Origin of the sequence: Neisseria sp. P0008.S010 (genome assembly GCF_051962715.1) — a bacterium.
Classification (GTDB): Bacteria; Pseudomonadota; Gammaproteobacteria; order Burkholderiales; family Neisseriaceae; genus Neisseria; species Neisseria elongata.
The window spans coordinates 1-276 of the sequence record NZ_JBQCVA010000278.1; the positions used below are offsets into that span (position 1 = coordinate 1).

Annotated in this window: 1 rRNA gene; it reads left to right on the forward strand. The window is 54.0% G+C overall.

The annotated features are described in order from the left end of the window. Positions 1-276, forward strand: a 16S ribosomal RNA gene (locus tag ACTHSL_RS13575); the annotation flags it as partial.

The window sequence follows — 276 nt, forward strand, 5'->3', positions numbered from 1 at the left end:
GTAATACGTAGGTGGCAAGCGTTGTCCGGATTTACTGGGTGTAAAGGGTGCGCAGGCGGGCCATTAAGTAGAAAGTGAAAGGTTGGAGCTCAACTCCGACACTGCTCTCTATACTGGTGGCCTTGAGTCTTGGAGGGGGAAGCGGAACGACACGTGTAGCGGTGAAATGCGTTGATATGTGTCGGAACACCAATGGCGAAGGCAGCTTTCTGGACGGGTACTGACGCTCAGGCGCGAAAGCCGAGGTAGCGAACAGGATTAGATACCCCAGTAGTC